This window comes from Pseudomonas sp. PDM32 (assembly GCF_019219225.1).
Lineage (GTDB): Bacteria > Pseudomonadota > Gammaproteobacteria > Pseudomonadales > Pseudomonadaceae > Aquipseudomonas > Aquipseudomonas laurylsulfatiphila.
Genome location: NZ_JAHUWE010000008.1, coordinates 88,513 through 109,093 on the forward strand (window position 1 = coordinate 88,513; position 20,581 = coordinate 109,093).

The 20,581-nt window shown below is 59.8% G+C and carries 15 protein-coding genes; 1 reads left to right on the forward strand and 14 read right to left on the reverse strand.

What is annotated here, in order from left to right:
• Positions 1-52: 52 nt before the first annotated feature.
• Positions 53-1,795 (forward strand): ABC transporter substrate-binding protein, encoded by a 1,743-nt coding sequence (locus KW846_RS16505; RefSeq protein ID WP_007970455.1) that lies wholly within the window; start codon positions 53-55, stop codon positions 1,793-1,795.
• A gap of 146 nt (positions 1,796-1,941) precedes the next feature.
• Here KW846_RS16505 and KW846_RS16510 read toward each other — a convergent pair whose 3' ends face one another.
• The 14 genes from KW846_RS16510 to KW846_RS16575 form a co-directional block, all read right to left on the reverse strand.
• Positions 1,942-4,641, reverse strand: coding sequence for an RHS repeat domain-containing protein (locus KW846_RS16510; protein WP_218483501.1), 2,700 nt, complete (start codon positions 4,639-4,641; stop codon positions 1,942-1,944).
• A 475-nt stretch (positions 4,642-5,116) separates the two neighbouring features.
• Positions 5,117-6,580 (reverse strand): NADH-quinone oxidoreductase subunit NuoN, encoded by a 1,464-nt coding sequence (gene nuoN / locus KW846_RS16515; RefSeq protein ID WP_175390218.1) that lies wholly within the window; start codon positions 6,578-6,580, stop codon positions 5,117-5,119.
• Between the two features lie 7 nt (positions 6,581-6,587).
• The gene (gene nuoM / locus KW846_RS16520) at positions 6,588-8,120 is read right to left on the reverse strand and encodes an NADH-quinone oxidoreductase subunit M (protein WP_104447789.1); all 1,533 of its coding nucleotides are present in this window, start codon (positions 8,118-8,120) and stop codon (positions 6,588-6,590) included.
• A 39-nt stretch (positions 8,121-8,159) separates the two neighbouring features.
• On the reverse strand, positions 8,160-10,013 hold the full coding sequence (gene nuoL / locus KW846_RS16525; protein WP_218483503.1) for an NADH-quinone oxidoreductase subunit L: 1,854 nt from the start codon (positions 10,011-10,013) through the stop codon (positions 8,160-8,162).
• The gene (nuoK, locus tag KW846_RS16530) at positions 10,010-10,318 is read right to left on the reverse strand and encodes an NADH-quinone oxidoreductase subunit NuoK (RefSeq protein ID WP_007946416.1); all 309 of its coding nucleotides are present in this window, start codon (positions 10,316-10,318) and stop codon (positions 10,010-10,012) included. Before nuoK ends, nuoL begins: the two co-directional genes overlap by 4 nt.
• A 2-nt stretch (positions 10,319-10,320) precedes the next feature.
• Positions 10,321-10,824: an NADH-quinone oxidoreductase subunit J gene (nuoJ, locus tag KW846_RS16535; RefSeq protein ID WP_104447787.1), complete on the reverse strand. Its 504-nt coding sequence runs from the start codon at positions 10,822-10,824 to the stop codon at positions 10,321-10,323.
• A gap of 9 nt (positions 10,825-10,833) precedes the next feature.
• Complete coding sequence (gene nuoI, locus KW846_RS16540) at positions 10,834-11,379, reverse strand: NADH-quinone oxidoreductase subunit NuoI (protein ID WP_007970449.1); 546 nt, start codon at positions 11,377-11,379, stop codon at positions 10,834-10,836.
• A gap of 12 nt (positions 11,380-11,391) precedes the next feature.
• Entirely contained in the window at positions 11,392-12,399 is a 1,008-nt protein-coding gene (gene nuoH / locus KW846_RS16545; RefSeq protein WP_116581352.1) for an NADH-quinone oxidoreductase subunit NuoH, read from the reverse strand.
• Entirely contained in the window at positions 12,396-15,110 is a 2,715-nt protein-coding gene (gene nuoG / locus KW846_RS16550) for an NADH-quinone oxidoreductase subunit NuoG (protein ID WP_218483506.1), read from the reverse strand. Before nuoG ends, nuoH begins: the two co-directional genes overlap by 4 nt.
• Positions 15,111-15,246: 136 nt before the next feature.
• A complete protein-coding gene (gene nuoF, locus KW846_RS16555) occupies positions 15,247-16,602 on the reverse strand; it encodes an NADH-quinone oxidoreductase subunit NuoF (protein ID WP_095966502.1) in 1,356 nt (451 codons plus the stop codon).
• Complete coding sequence (gene nuoE / locus KW846_RS16560) at positions 16,599-17,096, reverse strand: NADH-quinone oxidoreductase subunit NuoE (RefSeq protein WP_007981272.1); 498 nt, start codon at positions 17,094-17,096, stop codon at positions 16,599-16,601. Before nuoE ends, nuoF begins: the two co-directional genes overlap by 4 nt.
• A 2-nt stretch (positions 17,097-17,098) precedes the next feature.
• Positions 17,099-18,883 carry an NADH-quinone oxidoreductase subunit C/D gene (gene nuoC, locus KW846_RS16565; RefSeq protein WP_116581354.1) on the reverse strand — a complete coding sequence of 595 codons (1,785 nt, stop codon included), beginning with the start codon at positions 18,881-18,883 and terminating at the stop codon, positions 17,099-17,101.
• 72 nt (positions 18,884-18,955) lie between these two features.
• Positions 18,956-19,630 carry an NADH-quinone oxidoreductase subunit B family protein gene (locus tag KW846_RS16570; protein ID WP_007970441.1) on the reverse strand — a complete coding sequence of 225 codons (675 nt, stop codon included), beginning with the start codon at positions 19,628-19,630 and terminating at the stop codon, positions 18,956-18,958.
• A 10-nt stretch (positions 19,631-19,640) separates the two neighbouring features.
• Positions 19,641-20,054, reverse strand: coding sequence for an NADH-quinone oxidoreductase subunit A (locus KW846_RS16575; protein WP_003223812.1), 414 nt, complete (start codon positions 20,052-20,054; stop codon positions 19,641-19,643).
• Between the last annotated feature and the right edge of the window lie 527 nt (positions 20,055-20,581).

Here is a 20,581-nt window from a genome sequence, read left to right on the forward strand (position 1 = left end):
GCGCAGGCAGCTCTCGTACAGAGCCTGCTCCGAAACCCTATAAGGAGGTCTTATGTTCGACAAAAACAATAAGCTGCGACATAGCATTTCATTGGCAGCCATGCTGGCACTCAGCGGTTTGAGCGCTTCGGCCTGGGCCGATGCCTACGAAGATGCCGCAAAAAAATGGATCGGCAGTGAATTCAAACCATCCACACTGACGGCCGATCAGCAGCTGGAAGAATTGAAGTGGTTCATCAAGGCGGCGGAACCCTTTCGCGGAATGAACATCAAGGTGGTGTCGGAAACCATCGCCACCCACGAGTACGAGTCCAAGGTCCTGGCCAAGGCCTTCACCGAGATCACCGGGATCAAGCTGACCCACGACCTGCTGCAGGAAGGCGACGTGGTGGAAAAGCTGCAGACCGTGATGCAATCGGACAAGAGCATCTATGACGGCTGGGTCAACGACTCGGACTTGATCGGTACGCACTTTCGGTACGGCAAGACCGAATCGATCACCGACCTGATGGCGAACGAAGGCAAGGACTTCACCTCGCCGACCCTCGACCTCAAGGACTTCATCGGCATTTCCTTCACCACCGCGCCGGACGGCAAGATCTACCAGTTGCCTGACCAGCAGTTCGCCAACCTGTACTGGTTCCGTGCCGACTGGTTCGAACGTGCGGACCTCAAGGCCAAGTTCAAGGAAAAGTACGGTTACGAGCTGGGCGTACCGGTGAACTGGTCCGCCTATGAAGACATTGCCAAGTTCTTCAGCGAAGACGTCAAGGAAATCGACGGCAAGCGCGTCTACGGGCACATGGACTACGGCAAGAAGGACCCGTCCCTGGGCTGGCGTTTCACCGATGCCTGGTTCTCCATGGCCGGTGGTGGCGACAAGGGCATCCCCAATGGCTTGCCGGTGGACGAGTGGGGCATTCGTGTCGAGGACTGCCACCCGGTGGGTTCCAGCGTGACCCGCGGCGGCGACACCAACGGCCCGGCGGCGGTGTTCGCCACCACCAAGTACGTCGACTGGCTGAAAAAGTATGCGCCACCGGAAGCGGCGGGCATGACCTTCTCCGAATCCGGCCCGGTGCCCTCCCAGGGCAGCATCGCCCAGCAGATTTTCTGGTACACCGCCTTCACCGCCGACATGACCAAGCCAGGCCTGGCGGTGATGAACGCCGATGGCACGCCGAAATGGCGCATGGCGCCGTCACCGCGGGGACCGTACTGGGAGGAGGGCATGAAGCTGGGCTATCAGGACGTGGGGTCTTGGACCTTCATGAAGTCCACGCCTGAGAAGCAGAAACTGGCGGCCTGGCTCTATGCGCAGTTCGTGACCTCGAAAACCGTGTCGCTCAAGAAAACCATCGTCGGCCTGACGCCTATCCGCGAGTCGGACATCAACTCGCAGGCGATGACCGACCTGGCACCGAAACTCGGCGGCCTGGTGGAGTTCTACCGCAGCCCGGCCCGCGTGCAATGGACCCCGACCGGGACCAACGTGCCTGATTATCCTCGCCTCGCGCAGTTGTGGTGGAGCCACATCGCCGAAGCAGCCAGCGGCGACAAAACCCCGCAACAGGCGCTCGACGGCCTGGCCAAGGATCAGGACGCGATCATGACCCGCCTGGAGCGTTCGAAGGCACAAGCCACCTGCGCACCGAAAATGAACCCTGAGCGCGATGCTCAGTACTGGTTCGATCAGCCGGGCGCACCGAAGCCGAAACTGGCGAACGAGAAGCCTAAGGGCGAGACCGTGAGCTACAGCGAGCTGCTGAAATCGTGGGCGGATGCGCGTAAGTAAATGTTTGGGAGTGTGAAAGGCGAACGGCACCGATAGGTGCCGTTTTCTTTTGTAATTGATCTGCCGTCTTCGCGGGCAAGCCCGCTCTCGCAGTTTCACGGTATGTCTGCTGATTTCGCGAACATCATTAAACTCAGAGGTAAAAATCAGCGTTGTACGTTACTTGCAAATTCTGTAAGCAGTTTTATTTTATTCCTGTCGTATACGTCGATTGAGTACTGAGCTAGCTCGTACGGATCCGCCGCCATGTCCACGGGATAAACTTTATAGTCCCTCTTGGAGTAAAGAAAATTTGTGCCTTGTACATCGTTGTGGAACAGATCTTTTTCCTCCATTTCATCGAACATATCTAGCAACGCCCTGGCGGCGTGCTGCGGGATAGAACCTTTTTGAATCTCGTTGAGGGGGATGCCATCCAGTTTGATCATCTTGAGGTACACCTGATTGTCCTCCAAGAGTGCTGTTGCGGATCCGGCTCCGTAATAAGCGTTAAAACTCTCTGCTTCAGACTCGATAGAACGGGGAATGCTGGTTTCCCTATTCATGCCCTTGAACTTCTTGTAAACATGTTTTCCGTCAGAGCTCTCGTAGATTTCCCCCTCGCCGCCTCCCGCTATACGGGGGCGACCACCAATATCCTCTGCAACAGAAATGAAACTACTCCTGGTTTTTTCAGGCGCCAGATGAAGCTTTTCCATTAATTCGTCAAAAGGATCCGTATTACTGGTGCTTTCTCGAGGGCTCGGAGGCGTATCAGGGGAATTGAGTTGTTGGCTGTCGGTACTAACAATGTTTGCTGATGACGGTGTTCCTGATAACGACGAAGGCAAGTACTCAACGGCCTCTTCTTTCAGATGGTCTCTATGAATCCCCTCGCGTACTCGCCCATCAACATCGAAGTAAGTGATTGGATTGTTTTTCACGATAGCAAACAAATTCAATCCATCCTCCGTCCCCGCCGGATCCGGATTGAGCCAACGCTGCAACCACGCCACGTAATACCTGAAACCAAAGTAATAAAGCCCCGTTGCATCCCGCTCTTTCCCCGAATACCGCACTGTTTTATGACTCGCCTCGACGTCCCCGCATCCGGCGAACCACGCAGTTGTGCCAAAGGGGTGATACCGCTCCTGGCTGATCACGTAACCTGAACTGTCGAGCTCCAAGGCGCAGGAACCCAGATGATCATTGAGGCTGTAACGATATTGATCGTTGGGAGTATCTTTGGGTGGCTCGGATTCCCAGTGCAGGACCCGCACGGTGCTGCGTCCGGCCTGAACGCTGATCACCTGCAACACGTCCCCCGTACCACTGTGGGTGCGGATTTCCAGATTTGGAAGATAACGGACTTCAGAGAACAGCGTTCGGGTATTGGTTTGCATCTGCCGGACTTTACGCATACGCATTCCATCGGCGCCGTAAACGTAGCGCTCGCTATCGTCAGGACCAGAGGCTCGCTCAACCGGCCGGACTTCGCGTAATTGGTTGCGCAGGTCCCAACGCAGAGACTGTCCGGGTTGCAGGTTGAGCAAATTGCCGTTGGCATCGAAGTTGTTGCGAAAGTCTTCCTCGGTCGGTTCCACACCATTGCGCACTGGTAAACAACGGTTGCTCTGCGCGGCTGCAACCAGGCGATGGCTGTGGTTTTGCGCACCTTGGTGAGTTAATTCCAGTAGATTGCCACCCCGGTCGTAGCGGTAGGTCTGGGTGTAATTGGCGCACGGTGCAGGATCGTCGAACACCAATAGCTGCGGGCCCTGATTGGGTCTACCAGCCTCCCACCCCGTCGCCTTTATCAACTGATAGAGGCTGTCATACACGTAGTGGTTGATCGGTTCGACCCGCTGATTGGCGAAGTAGCGGATCGGCAGGGCAGCATCTTCGATGCTGAGCACATTGCCGACCGGGTCGTAGGCATAATGCAAGTCTTGCAGAACGCCGTTGCTCCGTTTGGTTTGAAGCCGAATCAGGCGGCCGCTGTCAGGCGCGTATTGCAGCGTGGTGATTGTGCCGTTGCCAGCTATTTCCTGGACCGTCTGAGAATGGGCGTTGTACTGGATGGCACTGACCAGGATTTTCGGCTCGATCTCCTTCGCCAATTGCAGACTAACCTCGCGCAATTGACCTTCGAGGGTTTGGCCAAGAAACTGTCGGTGGCCTTTGGCGTCGGTCTGCTCAATGATTTCGCCCAACGAGTTGAAGTGTGAGCGGCTCGTGGCCCCTTGGCCGGACTCAAGCAACTTGTCGCGCTCGGTCACAAACTGGGGCCAGTCGGGGAGTTCCACAGAGCACAGAAAATATCGAGTCAGCTCTGAAACCCCACCGGTCAATCCGAATGCCGAAAATAGCTGCGTGCCTGCTGGATCATCGTGACGAATCAGTCGCCCACACTGGTTGTGCTCGGCGAATGCTGGGTCAGCTCCGCCATAACCACATCGCTCGGTACACAACGGCTGGCCATCAGCCGTCTGTTCGAACACCGCCAGCGTTCGCATTTGCTCGTCGTAGTCAGCCCAGCGCTGACTGCCCCGGCTATCCCAACTGTGCACGGGCCGATCCGGTGAACTCAACAAGCTGACATGCCACCCTGCATCGACGCTGATCGTGCTAATTACCCGGCCGGACAGGGAGTACGTCGTGGAGAGGTTGGCGGGAGCAGATGCGTCTGTCGACCGTCGCGGATCCCGCTGTGTCACCAGCCGTCCGGCGACGTCATACTGCTGCACAGTGACCCGAGCCTCGAACTCGCTGGTGTCCTGGCGCCAGTAGGCAACCTGACGCACCGGTAAACCACGGCTGTTAGTAACCGCGATGTGTGGGGTTCGCGAGTCAATACTTGAATTCATGCGCCCGTTCCAGATCAAGTCTATGGCACGATTCAAATTAGCAATAAAACAAGCACGGTGTAACCTGTCAGAGATGACAGTCCGATCGACTTTTTTAGACCGAACTAATTCGAGTGGTTTGTGGGTGGACTCACGAGGGTAGGGCAGTAACAAGTCCCACAAACCACCTGCTTCTCCACCCAGAACAACACTTATCAATACAACAGATGACCTGTGGCGAGGGAGCAAGCTCCCTTGCCACAAAAACGAAACCCGAAAACTTGTCAGCCATCACCTACTGTCGCATAGGCTGCTTCCTGAAAAGGGTAGGGTATTAAGATCAAAAGATCGCAGCCTGCGGCAGCTCCTACAGGATGTACGCCTCCCAAATGTAGGAGCTGCCGGAGGCTGCGATCTTTTGACCTTGAAAACCCCAAACGCAAAAACGGCACCCGAAGGTGCCGTTTCTGTTTGTTGCCGAGTATCGCCTAAGCGATCAACCCGCCAGACCCGACTGTTGAACCAGGTTCAGCAGCGGTTGTGGGTACAGGCCGAGGAAGAAGGCCAGTACCGCGATGGCCAGCAGCATCACGCCGCCTGCACGTTGTTCCCAGTGCAGTTGCGCATCGTGGCGACGCAGGTTCGGTTCGATCAGGTACAGGGTGACCATCACACGCAGGTAATAGAACACGCCGATGGCGCTGCCCAGTACCAGGGAGCCGACCAGCCACCATTGGTGCGACTCGACACCGGTGGCGATGATGTAGAACTTGCCGATGAAGCCCGCGGTCAGCGGGATACCGGCCAGGGACAGCATCATCACGGTCAGTACGGCGGTCAGGTACGGACGGCGCCAGAACAGGCCGCGGTATTCGTACAGGGCATCCGCGTCACGGCCGTTGTACGGCGAGGACATCAGGGTGATCACGCCGAAGGCGCCGAGGCTGGTGATCACGTAGGTGACCAGGTACACGCCAATGGCTTCCACGGCCAGGCCCTTGCTCGCCACCAGGGCGATCAGCAGGTAGCCGAAGTGGGCGATGGACGAGTAACCCAGCAGACGCTTGAGGTTGCTTTGGGTCAGGGCCAGCAGGTTACCGAACAGGATCGACGCGATGGCGATGATGGTCAGCACGTTGCTCAGCACACCGCTGCTGGCCGCTGGCGAGATCTGGAACAGACGCACCATCACCGCGAACACCGCCACTTTCGACGCGGTGGCCAGGAACGCTGCGACCGGCGCCGGAGCACCTTCGTAGACGTCCGGGGTCCAGAGGTGGAACGGCACCAGCGACAGCTTGAATGCCAGGCCGATCAGCATCATGCCCAGACCCAGTTGCGCCAGCGAGCTTGGCAGGCCGGTGGCCGCCAGCGCCTGGCCGATACCGACAAAGCTCAGGGAACCGGCGTCAGCGTAGAGCAGGGCCATACCGAACAACAGGAACGCCGAGCCGGCCGCCGACAGCACCATGTACTTGATACCGGCTTCCAGCGAGCGCTTGTTGAAGAAGGCATAGGCCACCAGACCGTAGACCGGTACCGACAGCAGTTCCAGACCGACGAACAAACCGGCCAGGTGCTGCGCGCTGACCAAAACCAGGCCACCGGCGGCGGCCATCAGGATCAGCAGGTACAGTTCTTCACGGTTGCCCGGGTAACCCGAACCGCCATCGCCAAGGTAGGCGTGGGCGAGGGTCACACAGGCGAGGGTGGCGACCAGGATCAGCGCCATGTACAGGCAGGCGAAGGTGTCGATCTGCAGCAATGGGGTCACGGCCAGAGGCGCGACTTTCAAGGCAGGCAGGATCGACAGCAATGCCAGGTTCAGACCGGCCACCGACAGCAGGAAGGTCTGGGAGTGGTTGCGGCGCCAGGCGATCGCCAGCATCACCACGATGATCGTGGCGCTGGTAATCAACAGCGGCGCTAGCGCGATAAAGTGTTGAGTCGTGAATTCCATAGCGCTCTTACCGGGCCGAAGCGAGTTGAGTGAAGGCGGTACCGAGCCACTGCTGCACGCCATGCATCGTAGCGGCAGAGGTATCGAGGAACGGTTGTGGGTACACGCCGATGTAGATCAGCAGTGCAGCCAGACCGACCACCATGATCATTTCGCGACCGTCCATGCCATGCAGCACCGCGTCCGACTTGGCCGGGCCGAAGTAGGCGCGATGGATCATGATCAGCGAGTAGACCGAACCGAACACCAGGCCGGACGTCGCGATGATGGTGACCCATGGGGCGATCGGGAAGGTGCCGATCAGGATCAGGAACTCACCGACGAAGTTACCGGTACCCGGCAAGCCCAGGGACGCCGCCGCGAAGAACAGGCTGAGGGCCGGCAGGTAGGCGATCTTCGACCACAGGCCACCCATTTCACGCATGTCGCGGGTGTGAGTGCGTTCGTACAATTGGCCACTCAGGATAAAGAGTGCCGCTGCCGACAGACCGTGGGCCAGCATCTGCATCACCGCGCCCTGCAGCGCCAGTTGGCTGCCGGAGTAGATGCCGATCAGTACGAAACCCATGTGGGAAACGGACGAGAAGGCGATCAGACGCTTGATGTCGGTTTGCGCGAACGCCAGGAACGCACCGTAGAAGATCCCGATCAGACCCAGGGTCATGGCGAACGGCGCGAACTCGGCCGATGCATTCGGGAACAGCGGCAGGGCGAAACGCAGCAGGCCGTAGGCAGCGGTTTTCAGCAAGATACCGGCGAGGTCGACGGAACCTGCGGTCGGTGCCTGGGCGTGAGCGTCAGGCAGCCAGGAGTGGAACGGTACGACTGGCAGCTTGACCGCGAAGGCGATGAAGAAGCCGAGCATCAGGATGTACTCGGTGGTCGTCGACATCTTGGTCTTCAACAGGTCGGCGTAGTTGAAGGTAATCACGCCGGTGTCGTTGAAGTTGACCAGTACCAGGCCCAGGATCGCCACCAGCATGATCAGGCCGGAAGCCTGAGTGAAGATGAAGAACTTGGTCGCCGCGTAGATCCGGGTTTTCTTGCCGTCCGAAGAACTGTGACCCCAGAGCGCGATGAGGAAGTACATCGGCACCAGCATCATTTCCCAGAAGAAGAAGAACATGAACAGGTCGAGGGCGAGGAACACGCCGACGACACCACCCAGGATCCACATCAGGTTCAGGTGGAAGAAGCCAACGTGACGCTGGATCTCTTTCCACGAGCAGAGTACCGAGAGGACACCCAGCAGGCCGGTCAGCATGATCATCAACAGCGACAGGCCGTCGAGGGCCAGGTGCACATTGATGCCGAAGCGCTGGATCCAGACGTGCTTGAACTCAAGCGCCCAGGTCGGGTCGGCGCCAGGCGCCGGGGCAAATGAATAGTCACCGTTGGCCCACAGCCAGAGGCCGAGGGAGAGCAGCAGGGACATGGTGATCAGCGCAATCCAGCGGGGGAGGGTGGCGCCGAAGCGCTCACCCATCCAGCACAGCAGGCCGCCGATGAAGGGGATCAGGATTAGCCAAGGCAGAATCATGACGGGTTCGTTTCCTTTCGCAAATTCGCAAGGTTCATATCAGACCGCTACCAGCACGACGGCGCCGATGACCAGCACGGCACCAGCAGCCATCGAGGCGGCATACCAACGCAGTTGACCGGTCTCGGTACGGCTCAGGGCGGTGTGACCGCCTTTGGCCATGCGCGGGATCAGACCGATGGTCTGGTCGAGCGGGTCTTTGCGCAGGATGTGGCTGATCGCCAGGTACGGCTTGACGAACAGTTTGTCGTAGATCCAGTCGAAGCCCCAGGCAGCGAACCACCAGGCCGAGAGGACACGGCCGATGCTGCTGTTGGCGATGGCCGTCACGAAGCGACGCTTGCCGAGGAACAGCAGCGCGGACAGCAGGATACCGGCCAGGGCGATGGCGCCCGAGGCGATTTCCAGGCTGTGCTTGGCTTCGCCGCCGGCATGGCCGACGCTCTCAGGCAGCACGCCGTGCAGCGGTGGAACGATCATTGCGCCGACGAAGGTCGACAGCACGATCAGCACCGACAGGGGCAGCCAGTGGGCAATGCCGTGACCGGCGTGGGCTTCGGTCTTCGCTTCACCGTGGAACGCGATGAAGATCAGGCGGAAGGTGTACAGCGAAGTCATGAACGCACCCACCAGACCTGCATACAGCAGACCTTCGTTACCGCTGGCAAACGCTTCCCAGAGGATTTCGTCCTTGGAGTAGAAGCCCGCGGTCACCAGTGGCAGGGCCGCCAGGGCCGCGCCGCCGACGATGAAGCTGGCGTAGGCCAGTGGCAGCTTCTTCCACAGGCCGCCCATCTTGAAGATGTCCTGTTCGTGGTGGCAGGCAACGATCACCGCACCGGACGCAAGGAACAGCAGGGCCTTGAAGAAGGCGTGGGTCATCAGGTGGAAGATCGCGCCATCCCAGGCACCGACGCCCAGGGCCAGGAACATGTAGCCAATCTGGCTCATGGTCGAGTAGGCGAGGATACGCTTGATGTCGGTTTGAACCAGGGCTGCAAAACCTGCCAGGACCAGGGTCACGCCACCGACAATGCCTACCAGGTGCAGGATTTCCGGCGCCAGGGTGAACAGGCCGTGGGTACGGGCGATCAGGTAGACACCGGCGGTCACCATGGTTGCGGCGTGGATCAGTGCCGAAACCGGAGTAGGACCGGCCATCGCGTCCGCCAGCCAGGTTTGCAGTGGCAGTTGCGCGGATTTACCGACAGCGCCGCCCAGCAGCATCAGGGTGGCCATGACCATCCAGAAGTCGCCGGCCTGGAATTTCTGCGGTGCCAGCACCAGCAGTTCCTGGACGTTCAGCGTGCCCAGTTGGGCAAACAGAATGAACAGACCGATGGCCATGAACACGTCACCGATGCGGGTCACGATGAAGGCTTTGAGTGCGGCGTTACCGTTGTTGCGGTTGCTGTAGTAGAAACCGATCAACAGGTACGAGCACAGGCCCACGCCTTCCCAGCCGAAGTACAGAAACAACAGGTTATCGCCCAGCACGAGGAACAGCATGCTGGCGATGAACAGGTTGGTGTAGGCGAAGAAACGCGAGTAACCGGCTTCACCGCGCATGTACCAGGACGCGAACAGGTGGATCAGGAAGCCGACGCCGACGACCACACCGAGCATGGTCACGGACAGGCCGTCCAGGTACAGGGCGAAGTTAGGCGTGAAGCCTTCCACCGCCATCCACTGCCACAACACCTGGGTGTAGTGGCCGCCTTCCGGCGGTGCGACGTTGAATTGCCAGATCACGTAGGCGGTAACGATCGCCGACAGACCGATGGAGCCGACGCCAATCAGCGCGGCCAGGTTTTCCGAGATGCGTCCACGGGAGAACGACAGCAGCAGGAAACCGATGAGAGGGAATACGAAAGTCAGATAGAGAAGGTTCATCCGCGCATCTCACTGGCAGCGTCGATATCGAGCGTGTGGAAGCGGCGATACAGTTGCAGCAGGATCGCCAGGCCGATACTGGCCTCGGCGGCTGCCAGGCTGATCACCAGGATGAACATGATCTGTCCATCCGGCTGCGCCCAGCGGCTACCGGCAACGATGAACGCCAAAGCGGAGGCATTCATCATGACCTCCAGGCTCATCAGCACGAAAAGGATGTTGCGGCGGACCATCAGGCCGACCAGACCGAGGCAGAACAGGATGCCGGCGACCGCCAGACCATGCTCCATGGGGATAGCAGGCATCGTCATTGCTCCTTGGCTTCGTTGCGGCCCAAGTGGAACGCCGTGACGGCTGCGGCGAGCAGCAGCATCGAGGCGAGTTCAACCACCAGCAGGTAAGGACCGAACAGGCTGATGCCCACGGCCTTGGCGTCTACGGTGGTGTGGCCGACGGCCTGGCCGCTCTGGTGGGAGAACAGCACGTACAGCAGTTCCACCAGCAGCAGCGCGGCGAGGAGGACCGGGCCGCCCCATATGCCGGGCTTGAGCCAGACGCGCTCTTGCTGAACCGAGGCCGGGCCCAGGTTCAGCATCATCACCACGAACACGAACAGCACCATGATGGCGCCAGCGTAGGCGATCACTTCCAGGACACCGGCAAACGGTGCGCCGAGGGCGAAGAACGTCATGGCCACGGCGATCAGCGAAATGATCAGGTAGAGCAGGGCGTGCACAGGGTTGGTGTGGGTGATCACGCGAAGCGTGGACACCACAGCGATACCCGATGCGAAATAGAAAGCGAATTCCATCTTTCTTCCTTAAGGCAGCAAGCTCTTCACGTTGATCGGTTCGGCTTCGTTCTGCGCGGAGCCTTTCGGCTTCCCGGCAATCGCCATACCTGCAACACGATAGAAGTTGTAATCAGGGTTTTTGCCGGGGCCGGAGATCAGCAGATCTTCTTTCTCGTAAACCAGGTCCTGACGTTTGAACTCGGCCATCTCGAAATCCGGTGTCAGCTGGATCGCGGTGGTCGGGCAGGCTTCCTCGCAGAGGCCACAGAAAATGCAGCGCGAGAAGTTGATGCGGAAGAAGTCCGGGTACCAGCGACCGTCTTCGGTTTCAGCTTTCTGCAGCGAGATGCAACCGACCGGGCAGGCCACGGCGCACAGGTTGCAGGCTACGCAACGCTCTTCGCCATCGGGGTCGCGGGTCAGGACGATGCGTCCACGGTAGCGCGGCGGCAGGTAGACCGGTTCTTCCGGGTACTGCAGCGTGTCGCGCTTGCGGAAGGCGTGGCCGAAAATCATCACCAGGCTGCGAAGCTGGGTGTAGAAGCCATGCACGATGTCAAATATGTACTTCATGATTCTCTATCCTCACTGAGCCGCGACGGCGGGCGTGTTGAGCAACACGATCGCAGCGGTCACCAGCATGTTGACGAGGGTCAGCGGCAGGCAGAACTTCCAGCTGAAATCCATCACCTGGTCATACCGTGGACGCGGAATCGACGCGCGCAGCAGGATGAACATCATGATGAAGAACGCGGTTTTCAGTGCGAACCAGATGAACGGGATCTGCGGCAGGAGACCGAACGGACCGTGCCAGCCACCGAAGAACAAGGTCACCAGCAGTGCCGAAATCAACACGATGCCGATGTACTCGCCGACGAAGAACATGCCCCATTTCATGCCGGCGTATTCAATGTGGTAACCGTCGGCCAGTTCCTGCTCCGCTTCCGGCTGGTCGAACGGGTGACGGTGAGTCACGGCCACGCCAGCGATGAAGAAGGTCAGGAACCCGAAGATCTGCGGAATGATGAACCACAGGTTCTGCGCTTGATATTCAACGATGTCGCGCATGTTGAACGAGCCGACCTGGATCACGATGCCCATCAGCGACAGGCCCATGAACACTTCGTACGACACGGTTTGCGCCGAGGCACGCAAGCTGCCCAGCAGGGCGAACTTGTTGTTGCTCGACCAGCCGGCGAACAGCACCGCGTAGACCGAGAGGCCAGCCATGGCGAAGAAGAACAGGATGCCGATGTTGATGTCCGCCACGCCCCAGGTCGGGGTGATCGGGATGATCGCGAAGGCAATCAGCAGGGCGCTCATGGCCACGACCGGTGCCAGGGTGAAGATCATCTTGTCGGCGAATGGAGGCGTCCAGTCTTCCTTGAAGAACATCTTGATCATGTCGGCGGCGATCTGGAACGCGCCGAACGGACCGACGCGGTTCGGACCGTAACGGTCCTGCCAGAGGGCAAGCAGGCGACGCTCGACCCAGCTGAGCAGGGCGCCGCAGATCACCACGGCGAGCAGAATCACCACGGCCTTGAGGACCGCGATGATCACGTCGATCACTTCAGGAGTGAACCAGGTCATTGAGCTGCCTCCTGCAGACCGTCAACGGATTTGCCAAAGATTGCTGGCGGAATGCCGGCGATGCCCGCAGGCAAGGCCACCAGGCCTGCGCCCAGTTCTTCATTGATGCGCAGCGGCAGACGCAGGGTCTGGCCGGCCACGTTCAGGCTCAGCATGGCACCGTCGTTGACGCCCAGGCGGTCGGCTTCGGACTTGGCCAGTGCAACGTAGGCAGCCGGAATGCGTTCCTGAACCGGAGCGGCTTTCGAAGAGTTCTCTTCGCTGCCGAACAGGTGGAAGAACGGCACGACCTGCCAGGTGCCTGGAGCCGGATTGAACGCACGCGGAACGCTGGCGAACCAGTTCAGTGAATCACCGGTGCTTTCGATCAGGCGGGTGCCCGGGTCGCCAGCGCGGATGTGACCACCGACTTCGTCCTGGAACTTGTTCCAGGCTTGCGGCGAGTTCCAGCCCGGAGACCAGGCGAATGGCACTTGCTGACGCGGTTCGGCCGAACCCGAGTAACCTTCCATGGAGAAGGCGAACGCGGTGTCCTTGTCCTGCGGGGTACGCGGTTCGTGCACGCTGATGTCGGCGCGCATGGCGGTACGACCGGAGTAGCGCAGCGGTTCACGGGCCAGTTTCATGCCCTTGATGCGGAACGCGGCGGACGGTGCGGCGTCGACAATGCGGTTCAGGACCGGTGTGCTGGAAGCGACAGCGGCGGTGGCGTGGTCCAGCTGGGTCCAGTCGATCGGCTGGTTCAGCAGGGTGGCGCGCAGGGCATGCAGCCAGCGCCAGCCTTCGTGGACCAAGATGCTGGCGTCCATGTACTTCGGATCGAAGACCTGGAAGAAGCGCTGGGCGCGGCCTTCCTGGCTGACCAGGGTACCGTCGCCTTCAGCGAAGCTGGCAGCTGGCAGCACCAGGTGCGCGCGATCGCTGGTGGCAGTCTTCTGATGGTCGGCCACGATCAGCACTTTCGCGGCAGTCAGGGCGGCATCGACACGGGCTTTGTCGGTACGGGTGTACAGATCGTTTTCCAGCACGACAATGGCGTCAGCCTTGCCGTCGATCACCGCTTGCAGCGCGGCGTCGACCGATTCGCCACCGAGCATGGCCAGGCCGAGGCTGTTGGCCTCCGGCACGATCAGGCTGATGGAGCCGTTCTTCTCGCGCAGCTTCAGGGCCTTGGCGATGTTCGCGGCAGCTTCGATCAGGGCTTTGGAGCCCAGGGAAGTACCGGCGATGATCAGTGGGCGCTTGGCCGCGAGCAGGGCGTCGGCAATGCGCTTGGCCAGTTCGAGCGCTTCGCTGTCCAGGCCTTCAACGGCCGGTGCGCTGGCGTCGAGGGCGTGCGCCACGGCGAAACCGATGCGGGCCAGGTCGTCGGGAGCGGCGTGAACGCACTCTTCGGCGATGTCGTCGAGCTTGGTTTCAGCCAGGCTGGCGATGAACAGCGGGTTCAGCGCGTGCTGGCCGATGTTCTTCACGGCGGCGTCGAGCCAAGGCTGGACGCGCATGGCGTCGGCCATGTCTTCGGCCTTGCCCTTGACCGATTGACGCAGGGACAGGGCCATGCGCGCAGCCGTCTGGGTCAGGTCTTCACCGAGGACGAACACGGCGTCGTGGTCTTCGATGTCGCGCATGTTCGGCACTGGCAGCGGGCTGTCTTTGAGCACTTGCAGGACCAGGCGGATGCGCTCCAGTTCGGCGGCTTCGATACCCGAGTAGAAGTGCTCGGCACCAACCAGTTCGCGCAACGCGTAGTTGCTTTCGAGGCTGGCGCGAGGCGAACCGATGCCGACGATGTTGCGACCGCGCAGCAAATCAGCAGCTTTATCCAGCGCGTCGTCGAGGCTCAGCTTGGTGCCATTGGCCAGCAGCGGCTGGCGTGGACGGTCTTCGCGGTTGACGTAGCCATAGCCGAAGCGGCCACGGTCGCACAGGAAGTACTGGTTCACCGAACCGTTGAAACGGTTTTCGATGCGACGCAGTTCGCCGTAACGCTCGCCCGGGGAAATGTTGCAACCGCTGGAGCAGCCATGGCAGATGCTCGGCGAGAACTGCATGTCCCATTTACGGTTGTAGCGCTCGGAGTGAGTCTTGTCGGTGAACACACCGGTCGGGCAGACCTCGGTGAGGTTGCCGGAGAACTCGCTTTCCAGGGTGCCGTCTTCAACGCGACCGAAGTACACGTTGTCGTGGGCGCCGAACACACCCAGATCGGTGCCGCCGGCGTAGTCCTTGTAGAAGCGCACGCAGCGGTAGCAAGCGATGCAGCGGTTCATTTCGTGGGAAATGAACGGGCCCAGTTGCTGGTTCTGGTGGGTACGCTTGGTGAAGCGGTAACGGCGCTCGTTGTGGCCGGTCATTACCGTCATGTCTTGCAGGTGGCAGTGACCGCCTTCTTCACAGACCGGGCAGTCGTGAGGGTGGTTGGTCATCAGCCATTCAACAACACTGGCACGGAAAGCCTTGGATTCTTCATCATCGATGGAGATCCAGGTGTTGTCGGTGGCAGGGGTCATGCAGGACATGACGATACGACCACGGGTGTCGTTCTCGTCGGTGTACTGCTTGACCGCGCACTGGCGGCAAGCGCCAACGCTGCCCAGGGCAGGGTGCCAGCAGAAATACGGAATATCGAGGCCCAGAGACAGACATGCCTGTAACAGGTTGTCTGCCCCATCGACTTCGAGCGCTTTGCCGTCTACGTGGATAGTGGCCATGGTTCAAAGTTCTTCGTTGGCCCGGTGTCAGCGGGCGTGGCTAATGGAATCTTGTTATCCGTGTGAATCAACACAGCCGCTTACGGCGTCATCACACGAAAAGCGAAGGGCACGGACCCTTCGCCTTTTAAAGCGGTTACGCGCCGACTACGATCGGCCTTGCCAGAGGCGGGACGGCGGCGCTGACAGGCGCGATACCGGCTTCGAACTCTGGACGGAAGTATTTGATTGCGCTGCCCAACGGCTCCACGGCGCCCGGTGCGTGAGCACAGAAGGTCTTGCCCGGGCCGAGGAAACCGACCAGACCCAGCAGGGTCTCGATGTCGCCTGGCTGGCCTTCACCGTTCTCGATGGCCATCAGGAGCTTGACGCTCCATGGCAAGCCATCGCGGCACGGGGTGCAGAAGCCACAGGATTCGCGGGCGAAGAACTGCTCCATGTTGCGCAGCAGGGACACCATGTTGACGCTGTCGTCCACCGCCATGGCCAGGCCGGTACCCATGCGGGTGCCCACTTTGGCGATGCCGCCGGCATACATTTGTGCGTCCAGGTGTTCCGGCAACAGGAAACCGGTACCGGCGCCGCCTGGCTGCCAGCACTTGAGCTTGTAACCGTCGCGCATGCCACCGGCGTAATCTTCGAACAGCTCGCGACCGGTGACGCCGAACGGCAATTCCCACAGACCCGGGTTCTTGACCTTGCCGGAGAATCCCATGAGCTTGGTGCCCATGTCTTCGCTGCCTTCGCGAGCCAGGGATTTGTACCAGTCCACGCCGTCGGCAATGATCGCCGGCACGTTGCACAGGGTCTCGACGTTGTTCACGCAAGTCGGCTTGCCCCACACGCCAACGGCGGCAGGGAAGGGCGGCTTGGAGCGCGGGTTGGCGCGGCGGCCTTCGAGGGAGTTGATCAGTGCGGTTTCTTCACCGCAGATGTAACGCCCGGCACCGGTGTGGACGAACAGCTCGAAATCGAAACCGCTGCCCAGGATGTTCTTGCCCAAAAGGCCTGCTGCCTTGGCTTCTTCCACGGCACGGTTCAGGTGCTTGGCGGCGGTGGTGTACTCGCCACGCAGGAAGATGTAGCCGCGGTAGGTTTTCAGCGCGCGGGCGCTAATCAGCATGCCTTCGATCAGCAGATGGGGCAGTTGCTCCATCAGCATGCGGTCTTTCCAGGTGTTCGGCTCCATTTCATCCGCGTTGCACAGCAGGTAGCGGATGTTGATGGATTCGTCCTTGGGCATCAGGCCCCACTTCACGCCCGTGGGGAAGCCTGCACCGCCGCGACCCTTGAGGCCGGAATCTTTCACGGTCTGGACGATGTCGTCCTGGGCCATGTCGGCGAAGGCCTTGCGCGCAGCGGCGTAACCGTTCTTGGCCTGGTACTCGTCGAGCCATACGGCTTCGCCGTCGTCGCGCAGGCGCCAGGTGAGCGGGTGAGTCTCGGCCGAACGCTTGATGCGGTTGGCTGGACCGAAGGAAGTCAGGGTCATACGTAGCCCTCGAGCAATTTGGCAACGCCGGCAGGCTGCACATCACCGAACGTGTCGTCGTCGATCATCAGCGCCGGCGCCTTGTCGCAGTTGCCGAGGCAGCAGACCGGTAGCAGGGTGAAACGACCATCGGTGGTGGTCTGACCCAGGCCGATGCCGAGCTTGCTCTGGATTTCGCTGACCACGGACTCGTGGCCGCCGATGTAGCAGACCATGCTGTCGCAGACGCGAATGATGTGGCGGCCGACCGGCTGACGGAAGATCTGGCTGTAGAACGTCGCCACGCCTTCAACGTCGCTGGCCGGGATGCCGAGGATCTCGCCAATGGCGTACAGGGCGCCGTCCGGCACCCAGCCACGTTCCTTCTGGACGATCTTCAGGGCTTCGATCGACGCCGCGCGCGGGTCTTCGTAGTGATGCAGCTCGTGCTCGATGGCCGAGCGCTCGGTTTCGCTCAGGGCGAAACGGTCTGTCTGGATAAGCGTGCTGTTCATGCTTAGCGGTCCACGTCGGCCATAACGAAATCGATACTACCCAGGTACGCGATCAAGTCCGCGACCATGCTGCCTTTGATCACCGAAGGGATCTGCTGCAGGTGCGGGAAGCTTGGGGTACGAATCCGGGTGCGGTAGCTCATGGTGCCGCCATCGCTCGTCAGGTAATAACTGTTGATGCCCTTGGTCGCTTCGATCATCTGGAAGGATTCGTTGGCCGGCATGACCGGGCCCCACGAAACCTGCAGGAAGTGCGTGATCAAGGTTTCGATGTGCTGCAGGGTGCGCTCTTTCGGCGGCGGCGTGGTCAGCGGGTGATCCGCCTTGTACGGGCCTTCCGGCATGTTGCGCAGGCACTGGTCGATGATCCTGATGCTCTGGCGCATCTCCTCGACACGCACGATGCAGCGGTCGTAGGCATCGCCATTGGCCGCCAGCGGCACTTCGAATTCGAAGTTCTCGTAGCCCGAGTACGGGCGCGCTTTACGCAGGTCGAAATCGCAACCGGTCGAACGCAGGCCGGCACCGGTGACACCCCATTCCAGGGCCTCTTTGGTGTTGTAGTCGGCGACGCCGATGGTCCGGCCACGCAGGATGCTGTTGTCCAGGGCGGCTTTCTGGTATTCGTCCAGACGCTTGGGCATCCACTCGACGAAGTCCTTGACCAGCTTTTCCCAGCCGCGCGGCAGGTCGTGGGCGACGCCACCGATGCGGTACCAGGCCGGGTGCAGGCGGAAACCGGTAATGGCTTCGATCACCGTGTAGGCGCGCTGGCGGTCGGTGAACGTGAAGAACACCGGGGTCATGGCGCCGACGTCCTGGATGTAGGTACCCAGGAACAGCAGGTGGCTGGTGATCCGGAAGAACTCGGCCATCATGATGCGGATGACGTCGACCTTCTCGGGCACCTTGATGCCGGCCAGCTTCTCGACCGAGAGCACGTACGGCAGGTTGTTCATCACGCCGCCGAGGTAATCGATACGGTCGGTGTACGGGATGAAGCTGTGCCACGACTGACGCTCGGCCATCTTCTCGGCACCACGGTGGTGGTAGCCGATGTCCGGTACGCAATCGACGATCTCTTCACCGTCCAGCTGCAGGATGATGCGGAATGCACCGTGCGCCGAAGGGTGGTTCGGGCCGAGGTTGAGGAACATGTAGTCCTCGTTCGGGCCGGAGCGCTTCATGCCCCAGTCTTCCGGCTTGAAACGCGCAGACTCTTCTTCGAGCTGCTGCTTGGCCAGGTTCAGGGTGAACGGATCGAACTCGGTGGCGCGCGCCGGGAAGTCCTTGCGCAGCGGGTGACCTTCCCAGGTCGGCGGCATCATGATGCGCGACAGGTGCGGGTGGCCTTTGAAGTCGATGCCGTACATGTCCCAGACTTCACGCTCGTACCAGTTGGCGTTCGGCCAGATGCTGGTGACAGTCGGCAAGCTGAGGTCGCTCTCGGACAAGGCGACCTTGATCATTACGTCACTATTACGTTCGATCGACATCAAGTGGTAGAACACGGAGAAGTCGGCGCCGCTTGGCAGCCCTTGACGCTTGGTGCGCAGACGCTCGTCCACGCCGTGCAGGTCATAGAGCATGACGTACGGCTTGGGCAGGTTACGCAGGAAAGTCAGGACTTCCACGAGTTTGGCGCGGGCAACCCAAAGCACCGGCATGCCGGTGCGGGTAGGCTGGGCGGTGAACGCCTCCGGGCCAAAACGGTTGTTCAGTTCGACGACCACATCCTGGTCGTCTGCCTTGTAAGGCGGGATGTACAGAGCACTGCCTGTAGTCATGGTTATTTATCGCTTTCGGTCAACGTAAAGAATGAAGCCAGCTTCTCGTTTCTTTGAAACAGCAGATCTGGATCAGACTTCGTCGGGGCTGCGCAGGTTGGTTACCTGAATACGCTGTTCGCGGCGCTTTTCCTTCTCGGAAGGCATCTCGGCGCGATACACGCCTTGATCGCCAACGACCCAGGAAAGTGGGCGACGCTCCTGGCCAATCGACTCCTGCAACAGCATCAGGCCTTGCAGGAAAGCTTCAGGGCGGGGCGGGCAGCCAGGCACGTAGACGTCCACGGGCAGGAACTTGTCCACCCCTTGAACGACGGAGTAGATGTCGTACATGCCACCGGAGTTGGCGCACGAACCCATGGAAATGACCCATTTAGGCTCGAGCATTTGCTCGTAGAGACGCTGAATGATCGGCGCCATCTTGATGAAACAGGTACCGGCGATAACCATGAAATCCGCCTGGCGCGGCGATGCCCGGATAACCTCGGCGCCAAAGCGCGCGATGTCGTGGGGCGCCGTGAAGGCGGTGGTCATTTCCACGTAGCAGCACGAAAGACCGAAGTTATACGGCCACAGGGAGTTCTTGCGCCCCCAGTTGATCGTGCCGTTGAGCACGTCTTCGAGCTTGCCCATGAAAATGTTTTTGTGGACTTGATCTTCTAACGGATCGGAAACGGTTTCCCGTTGGCCAATCGGATACTGCTCGTTAGGAGCATCGGGGTCGATCCTGGTGAGATTGTATTGCATTGCCAAAGCCTCATTGTTTCAGCTTCGCTTGCCGCTTGCGCCGAGCTTCCGGAGCCCAGTCAAGGGCGCCCACTCGGAATAGGTAGACAAGGCCTGCCAACAGAATTGCTATGAAAACGAGAGCTTCGACGAATCCGGTCCAGCCGCTTTCGCGGACGGACACAGACCATGCAAAGAGAAAGAGGGCTTCGATATCGAAGATCACGAAGAGCATCGCGACCAGATAGAATTTGGCTGAGAGCCGCAAGCGGGCGCCACCTGTAGGTAGCATGCCGGACTCGAACGGTTCGTTTTTGCTGCGGCCCCAGGCTTTTGACCCGAGGAGGCTGGAGACGCCCAGCATGAAGGCGCAGAGGCCGACGACGCCTAGAAGGAAAATGGCAAAGCCCCAGTTGTGGGCCATGAGTCCTGTCGCTTCGGGCATGCTGGTAATCCTTAACAGAGAGCAAAGGTCTCTGAGCTTGAAAAGAAACAAAAGCAGTGACGATATGTCGCAGCAATCAATCCCGCTGATTTTATGGCTAAACACCCGGCAAGTAAAATTCCTATAGCGAAATTATTTATAGGAATAAGGACATAGCGAGCCATAAAGGCCCTGCAGCCCATGCGTTACGGGCATTAGCCGACATTTCGCCAATTATGTTTTGTAGGGAATGTAACGAACATAGTTGCATCTGAATGATAATCAATATTGTTTGACTTGATTTTTAAACTGGTTGTCCCTCAGGTGTTCGGGAAGTTGTCTTATATGGGCGTTACTGCAAGTAGCGGCGGTGAGCGTTTTAGCGGATTTTTCTGCCAGCGATAGCGCTCTGGATCAATGTTTTGCCCGCCTGCCACCGGCCCCTGTAGGAGCTGCCGCAGGCTGCGATCTTTTGATTTTGATTTTTAAAAAACAAGATCAAAAGATCGCAGCCTGCGGCAGCTCCTACAGGGGGGGGCGCGGAGGTT

Coding starts and splice junctions, on each gene's coding strand:
- KW846_RS16505 (WP_007970455.1), top strand. CDS start 53: ATGTTCGACAAAAACAATAAGCTGCGACATAGCATTTCATTGGCAGCC.
- KW846_RS16510 (WP_218483501.1), bottom strand. CDS start 4,641: ATGAATTCAAGTATTGACTCGCGAACCCCACACATCGCGGTTACTAAC.
- nuoN (WP_175390218.1), bottom strand. CDS start 6,580: ATGGAATTCACGACTCAACACTTTATCGCGCTAGCGCCGCTGTTGATT.
- nuoM (WP_104447789.1), bottom strand. CDS start 8,120: ATGATTCTGCCTTGGCTAATCCTGATCCCCTTCATCGGCGGCCTGCTG.
- nuoL (WP_218483503.1), bottom strand. CDS start 10,013: ATGAACCTTCTCTATCTGACTTTCGTATTCCCTCTCATCGGTTTCCTG.
- nuoK (WP_007946416.1), bottom strand. CDS start 10,318: ATGCCTGCTATCCCCATGGAGCATGGTCTGGCGGTCGCCGGCATCCTG.
- nuoJ (WP_104447787.1), bottom strand. CDS start 10,824: ATGGAATTCGCTTTCTATTTCGCATCGGGTATCGCTGTGGTGTCCACG.
- nuoI (WP_007970449.1), bottom strand. CDS start 11,379: ATGAAGTACATATTTGACATCGTGCATGGCTTCTACACCCAGCTTCGC.
- nuoH (WP_116581352.1), bottom strand. CDS start 12,399: ATGACCTGGTTCACTCCTGAAGTGATCGACGTGATCATCGCGGTCCTC.
- nuoG (WP_218483506.1), bottom strand. CDS start 15,110: ATGGCCACTATCCACGTAGACGGCAAAGCGCTCGAAGTCGATGGGGCA.
- nuoF (WP_095966502.1), bottom strand. CDS start 16,602: ATGACCCTGACTTCCTTCGGTCCAGCCAACCGCATCAAGCGTTCGGCC.
- nuoE (WP_007981272.1), bottom strand. CDS start 17,096: ATGAACAGCACGCTTATCCAGACAGACCGTTTCGCCCTGAGCGAAACC.
- nuoC (WP_116581354.1), bottom strand. CDS start 18,883: ATGACTACAGGCAGTGCTCTGTACATCCCGCCTTACAAGGCAGACGAC.
- KW846_RS16570 (WP_007970441.1), bottom strand. CDS start 19,630: ATGCAATACAATCTCACCAGGATCGACCCCGATGCTCCTAACGAGCAG.
- KW846_RS16575 (WP_003223812.1), bottom strand. CDS start 20,054: ATGCCCGAAGCGACAGGACTCATGGCCCACAACTGGGGCTTTGCCATT.